The sequence below is a fragment of the Amphibacillus indicireducens genome (assembly GCF_039539605.1).
Classification (GTDB): Bacteria; Bacillota; Bacilli; order Bacillales; family Amphibacillaceae; genus Amphibacillus; species Amphibacillus indicireducens.
The window spans coordinates 20,937-27,376 of sequence record NZ_BAABDL010000078.1 but is presented as its reverse complement, the minus strand read 5'-3'; the positions used below and the strand labels follow the sequence as shown (position 1 = coordinate 27,376).

Below are 6,440 nucleotides of genomic sequence, written 5' to 3'. Positions count from 1 at the left end.
AAAAAGTGCTGATTTGTTTGATAAAATCAACACTTTCAATACTATTTGTCATTTGGAACTACGAAAGTCAGGATCAAATAAAAAATCAGCTAAATGTCGTCAAGTTCATACTCCTTGGTGAAATTGAGCAGTTATTACTGATCCAATCTGAATTAAATGAACTTTTTAAAGGTGAGGTCAGTAGTGTTTTATCAGCACCAAAATGCATTGATGTAATGCCTGCAGATGTAAACAAACAAGTTGGGCTGACACATTTAATTGAGACACTTGCGATCAAACCAGAAGAGATTGCGGTCATTGGCGATTCACAAAATGATATCGAGATGCTGAAAATGACACCGCACAGTTATGCGATGTCAAGTGCGGATCATGATGTCAAGCAAGCGGCGCAACATGTAGTTGACCATGTTTTTGAAGCAATCAATCACCTTGAGGCAAACAACTTACTTAAATCAACTCGATCAATTTGAGTCTACATGCTGTTCAATAAAACGATTAATTAGTTCTTGATTAAAGCCCTTTCGATAGAGAGAGGCTTTTATTTTTTGGAGTAGTAAATAACCTTCTGCTTTTGTTTGGTATCTACGTAATGCCTTTTCTCCTTGATAAACAAGTGATTGCCACTCCTCTTGTTCATCCTTTTTAAAGGTTATCTGTTGGAAAACGTGATCAATTGTTGATTGATCAAACCCTTTTTGACGCAACTGTTGCTTCAATTTATTCATTTGTTGTCGATGTGATTGGCGCGTTGATTTTTTCAACTGTTTAGTTAACCAAGCTTCAATTTTTTCAACTTGATCAGATTCAGGATAACGGATTAAAGCTTGTTCAATTAGTGGCTGTTTGATTCCTTTTTGAAAAAGTTCCGTTCGGATTTGTCCTGGGCCTCTGAATCCTGAGTTTATTTTGGTCGCAACAAATGCATCTGCAAATGCTTGATCATCTAATAATTTTTGCCGATTGAGGCGATCAATAAGTACCTGAATTTGTTCTTCTTCTAGCTCATGTTCAAGCAAGTATGTTCTTACTTCCTCTGTTGAACGCATCCGATAACTTAAGTAATTCAACACTTTATTGTATGTTTTATTGAGATGATCTGCTCTCGTTAAAGACTCCATTGTGATTTGATCTAAAATAAGACCTTTTTTTAGTCCTTCACTAATTAACGTCTCTTCTTCAACGCTGAAGGCATATTGTTCCTTACTGTTTTTTTCAATAAAAATATTGTAGCGATGTTTATTTCGCTTTTGCGTTGTAATCTTCGTTATTTTAGTCATCTAGATCACCTCTTAGCAACATTATACCATGTTAACCAAATCTACTTGCTGATCTAAACTGAATAGTTTTTTAATTTAATAAAAAAATACTCACACAATGGTAAGTATTTAGTAGTTTACAACTCTTTTTGAGATTCTTTTTTCTAAGACTGCTAAAGCTTCAGTTTTTGCCTCTAAAAATGTCAAACCAAAACCATAGCCTGTAACGATATTTTCTGTCTCTAAATCAAGCACAACTTGCCAAACTGAGATCTTTTCACTGACGTACAAATGTAAGCATAAACATTCTGGGTGTTCTGGAAGTTTTAAAATTTTGACGATTTTAGTTCCCAATGGGGGAAACTGAATCGTGTTACTTACGTTTTGCCATTTTTCATAATTAAACAATAAGCACGCATCCATTTCATCACCTCTCGATGTTCTTTATAGGAACATTTTACTATATGTTCTTACAAAGAACAACCTTAAGGAAGAAAATTGCTTTAATCATGATAGGATTAAAGAGGACTTAGTGATAAGAATGGTAGGGAATAAATTATGTCAATCCATAAATTAGCATCCAATATTAAATATTACCGTACGAATCAAAACTGGACACAACAAAAATTAGCAGATCAATTGAAAATATCACGATCTGTAATTGCTAAGTGGGAAAATGGCGATGTGTTACCTGACTTACCGACGATTATCAAGCTGAGTCAAATTTTTCATCAGTCAATTGATAGTCTGCTCGGGTTGAATAAACACGCTGATCAATTATTAAGTGATTTTCAACAATTTTATCAAACAAGTACTGATGATGAACAGACAATTGATGAATCATTCTTAGATTTAATCAGCTTTTTGATAAAAAATCCTCAGTTCAGGGATCAATTTGATCAAATTAGCAAGATGCCAATTAAACATCAGAAAGCAATTCACCGCATGATTAGTACAATGATCAATGAAATCGATAAATTTTAAAAATCCCTCTTAATTTAGGAGGGATTTGTTGTTTGATCAGATGTTAAATTATTTTTGATTAAGTATTTGCAACTCTTACCACCCTTAGCAATACATTCAACCCGCTCCACCTGATCCGTTCCAAGTACTTCTTTAAATAATTCAAGCTCATAATGACATGGTGTATCATAGCGGTCTGCAATCGCAGCAATCGGACAATTAAACTGCTCAAATGTGATTGTATCTGAGCTTTCTTCTTCTGATTCAGTGAATTCGGCCATATAGCCATTCTCTGTTTGGACATCAACTAAATTTTCAACACGCTCAATTAATGGATCTTCTTTAAAAATTCGGCGACGATATTTTTTCCGCAAGCGTTGTTCGCGATTTTCAAATAAGAGATCAATTGCTTCTTCTCCCATATTTTCATGAATATCTTGGAGCAATTCAACGACAATTTTGTCATAATTATTTGGAAATGTCTCATGACCTTTAGTTGTTAAGCTATAATAAATCACGGGTCTACCCATTGGTTGACGGACAGATCTTGATGTAATATATTCTTCTGCTTCTAATTTAATTAAATGTTTTCGCACAGCCATCTCGGTGATATCTAAATGTTCTTTTAAGCCACTAACTGATAATTCTTGATTTTTCTTTAATAACTCGACAATCGTTTGCCTTGTTGTCTGTTGTTTACTCATCCCCACACCACCCTTTATCTAATCATAACGAATATTATTTGTGAAGTAAATAACAAACTAGTTAAAATGCAAACTTTATAATCCTTTAGGTCTATAATGTCACAATTTGTGTATATTAAATGACAAACACAATGCTTTGCACTACAATGATAACTTAGTAATGCTATTTTGAATCGAGAGGTGGATACAATGGGAATTATTATCGTTGAAATTTGTGAAAGTAATGTCCTCATGACAGTTGATGCAGAGCGACTCTTGGAAGAAGAGTACCCAGAAGTATCCGTTCTTGTCAATCAGTGTCTATCAATGTGTGGTTTATGTAGATTTAATGCCTTTGCTCTAGTCAACGGCCAGCGAATTAGAGGAAGGGATAGCAATGACTGCCTCCAAAGAATTCGCAAAGCAATCGATGCAGAACTCGCTCATTTTCAATAATCAGAATCGATCAAAAAAGCGTTTGCCAGTTAAATTCAATTGGCAAACGCTTATTTAATTACATTTTGAATTTTTGAACTAACTCACTTAACTCTTGAGCAGATTCAAGTAACGTACTTGCACCAATTGCTACACCTTCCATTGAGCTTGATGCTTCTTCAGCTGAAGCTGATGTTTCTTCAACACCGGCTGCAGACTCCTCTGAAATTGAAGCAATTTCTTGAACAGCTTCATTCACTTTAGCTGAGTCATTATTTAATTCTTCTAAACCAGCCATAACTGTTTGGACGTTTGATGTCATTAATGCAATCGCATCATCAATCGCCTTGAAACGAACGCCCGTTTCTGAAATATCTTTCGTTCCTTGTTCAACTTCATCGTAACCTTGCTCTAACGCAGTTGAAACAGCCTTAGATTCTGCTTGAATTTCACTGACATTTTTCGCAATACTTACGACAGAATTAGCAACTTGTTCAGCAAGCTTTCTAACCTCATCGGCAACAACTGCAAAACCTAAACCATGCTCTCCAGCCCGAGCTGCTTCAATCGCGGCATTTAATGCTAATAAGTTTGTTTGATCCGCAATATCTTTAACGACACCAACAAGTTTAGATATTTCTTGTGTCTGCTTATCTAGTCCCTCTACTTTGTCGACAGCATCTTTTACGATTTGATCAATGCTATTCATTTGAGCAATCGATTTATTCATATACTCATTACCTAATTCAGTTTCTTTTAACACACTGTTCGATGATTCATTAATCGATTCACTACTTGTATTAATCGATTTAATCTGCTCAGCGAATGCTGTCATTGTTTCAACTAAATCACTAGCAAAGTTTGCTTGTGTCTCTGTTCCAGATGCCAACTCTTCCATTGTTGCAGCAATTTGTTCTGTTCCAGACTTAACGTCATCTGCAGATTGATTAAGCTGTTCACTTTGAGTACCGACTAATAATGATGTTTGCTTAATTGAATCAATCATCGTTGTTAATTGTAAGCGCATTTGCTCCATTGAGTTAGAAAGCTGGCCAATCTCATCTTTACCTTGATAATGATAGTCCGTTTCAGTTAAATCACCTGATGCAATTCGGTCACTCATCACAACGACTTGATTTAGATGTCTCGATACATGTCTACTAATGTACAAGACAAGAATAAGTGCAATAATAATTGAGATAAACATACTTGAGAATAACATAACCAGAGCCATATTTTTACTTTCTTCAGCATTATTAGCTGCCAAATCACGATCCTCAGTAATTAAACCTCGAAGCGATTCCAAGTACAGTCCTGCATTAGCTGTTGCATTGTTGTATCGATTACTATACAGGCGCATTACGTCACTACCTGCTCCAATTGAATCAACAATTTCATTATAAAACATATCGTTTAACTCCTGATTTAACCGCTCAACCTCGTTAAAAAGCGAAATATGACTATCACCTACGATATGTTCACTTAAATAGGCAATTCGTTCATCAACTTCTACATTTTTAGTTTCAAATTCATTTAGGTGGCTTTCATTCCCAAATTGTGCATAAGCCATCGCTGATAAACCTTTTGAATTCATTAAATCACTCAATTCAATTGTTAAAACAGCCAGATCAGCTTCATCGACTAAAACGTCCATATCTTCTTGAGCTTCATTGATCGATACTGCAACTAATGTTGTTGCAACAACAAGTAGGATAAAAATAATAATAAGTACAACCCCATACTTCCAACCAATCTTCAAATTATGCAAGCCTAAATTCCCAATTTTTTTCCGACGAGTTGTTTTAACACGTATCTTCATCTTTTCTGATTTTTCCCGTCTTTTAGGTAATTTTATCTTCCCAAAGCTCGATTTGATAAATTGAATGGGTCGGGATTCTATTACCTTCTTGAAGTTAAAACGCTTATTCATCTTGTTATCCTCCCTCTTAATAATAAACCGCTTTCATTGCTTATCACATAAGTAAAAGTATATATTCAATACTATACTTAAATTCAATTTTAGACAAGACATTTCTCCTAGAATAAGCTACATTCTAAGACATTCAACCTATGCTTAATGTATCGGCTTGAATTTTATAATTTAAAGATGGACTTTTGTCACATCTTGTCTTTGATCTGATTCGAATCTGCTATAAACAAATACCATTTAAAACAAATCATTCCAAATTAAAAAGCTTAATCTCGATCCATTTAATGAATCGAGATTAAGCCTTATTTAAGTCGATGATTTAGCCTGCTGTCCAGCCACCGTCAGCTGTAATAACTGCTCCATTGACAAAACTTGAAGCATCAGAAGCTAGAAATAGAGCAACTTCTGCTATTTCTTCTGATTGACCTATTGGAGCAGTTTCTCCCCCAATAGAGCCAATAGCTTTACTTCCTAACTCATGTGGTTCAGTAATTGTCGTTTGAATATTTGTTGCAACTCCACCTGGTGCAATTGCATTTGCACGAATTTTCCCATGAACGCCATATGTTGCTGCGATATTTTTCGTCATTCCGAGTAATCCATGCTTAGACGATACGTAAGCCGCCCCACCACGCGCACCAAACAACCCTCCAACCGATGCATTGTTAATAATCACACCGCCATTTTCTTGTGTTTCCATAACTTTAATTGCTGCGCGAGCTGCCTTAAATGGCCCAGTTAAGTTAATTTGAATAATTCGATTCCATTGTTCATCTGTCAAGTCACCAACTGGGACAAAGTTATCCATAATGCCAGCATTGTTCACTAAAATATCAAGTGAGCCATAGCGTTCAATTGCTTCATGCACCATTTGGTCAATATCCTTTTGTTCACCGATGTTACTGACTAGACCAACTGCTTCGCCACCCGCTTCTCTAATTGCATTGACGACTTGATCTAGTAATTCTTGATTGATATCTGTCGCAACAACCTTAGCACCTTCTTGCGCAAACTTTTTAGCGATTGCTTCTCCCATACCTGCTGCAGCACCTGTTACAATGACTGTTTTTCCTGATAATTTCATGTGAACACTTCCTTTAACTTAATATTTTTCATAATTTCTAGTTTATTATATTTCTTAATCATCTAATTAACAATAGGTTTGTGAAATAT

Annotated in this window: 8 protein-coding genes; 3 read left to right on the top strand and 5 right to left on the bottom strand. The window is 35.4% G+C overall.

Annotation, left to right across the window (positions count from 1 at the left end; all coding sequences use genetic code 11):
- On the top strand, positions 1 to 470 hold a 470-nt coding region (locus ABD814_RS07610), incomplete at its 5' end, for an HAD-IIB family hydrolase (protein WP_344911883.1).
- Here ABD814_RS07610 and recX read toward each other — a convergent pair.
- Both recX and ABD814_RS07600 read right to left on the bottom strand, forming a co-directional pair.
- Positions 462 to 1,277 carry a recombination regulator RecX gene (gene recX, locus ABD814_RS07605; RefSeq protein WP_344911881.1) on the bottom strand — a complete coding sequence of 272 codons (816 nt, stop codon included), beginning with the start codon at positions 1,275 to 1,277 and terminating at the stop codon, positions 462 to 464. The two genes, ABD814_RS07610 and recX, sit on opposite strands and share 9 nt — an antisense overlap.
- A 108-nt stretch (positions 1,278 to 1,385) precedes the next feature.
- On the bottom strand, positions 1,386 to 1,679 hold the full coding sequence (locus ABD814_RS07600; RefSeq protein ID WP_344911879.1) for a hypothetical protein: 294 nt from the start codon (positions 1,677 to 1,679) through the stop codon (positions 1,386 to 1,388).
- A gap of 135 nt (positions 1,680 to 1,814) precedes the next feature.
- On the opposite strand from ABD814_RS07600, the gene ABD814_RS07595 reads away from it, so the two are divergent.
- A complete protein-coding gene (locus tag ABD814_RS07595) occupies positions 1,815 to 2,240 on the top strand; it encodes a helix-turn-helix transcriptional regulator (RefSeq protein ID WP_344911877.1) in 426 nt (141 codons plus the stop codon).
- 14 nt (positions 2,241 to 2,254) lie between these two features.
- Here the strand turns inward: ABD814_RS07595 and ABD814_RS07590 are convergent, their stop codons facing one another.
- Positions 2,255 to 2,923 (bottom strand): helix-turn-helix transcriptional regulator, encoded by a 669-nt coding sequence (locus ABD814_RS07590; RefSeq protein ID WP_344911875.1) that lies wholly within the window; start codon positions 2,921 to 2,923, stop codon positions 2,255 to 2,257.
- 189 nt (positions 2,924 to 3,112) lie between these two features.
- Here ABD814_RS07590 and ABD814_RS07585 point away from each other — a divergent pair, with 189 nt between their 5' ends.
- Positions 3,113 to 3,358 (top strand): YuzB family protein, encoded by a 246-nt coding sequence (locus tag ABD814_RS07585; RefSeq protein WP_344911873.1) that lies wholly within the window; start codon positions 3,113 to 3,115, stop codon positions 3,356 to 3,358.
- Between the two features lie 58 nt (positions 3,359 to 3,416).
- On the opposite strand, the gene ABD814_RS07580 is transcribed toward ABD814_RS07585, so the two are convergent.
- Complete coding sequence (locus tag ABD814_RS07580; RefSeq protein WP_344911871.1) at positions 3,417 to 5,267, bottom strand: methyl-accepting chemotaxis protein; 1,851 nt, start codon at positions 5,265 to 5,267, stop codon at positions 3,417 to 3,419.
- 319 nt (positions 5,268 to 5,586) lie between these two features.
- Positions 5,587 to 6,351, bottom strand: coding sequence for a glucose 1-dehydrogenase (locus tag ABD814_RS07575; RefSeq protein ID WP_344911869.1), 765 nt, complete (start codon positions 6,349 to 6,351; stop codon positions 5,587 to 5,589).
- Between the last annotated feature and the right edge of the window lie 89 nt (positions 6,352 to 6,440).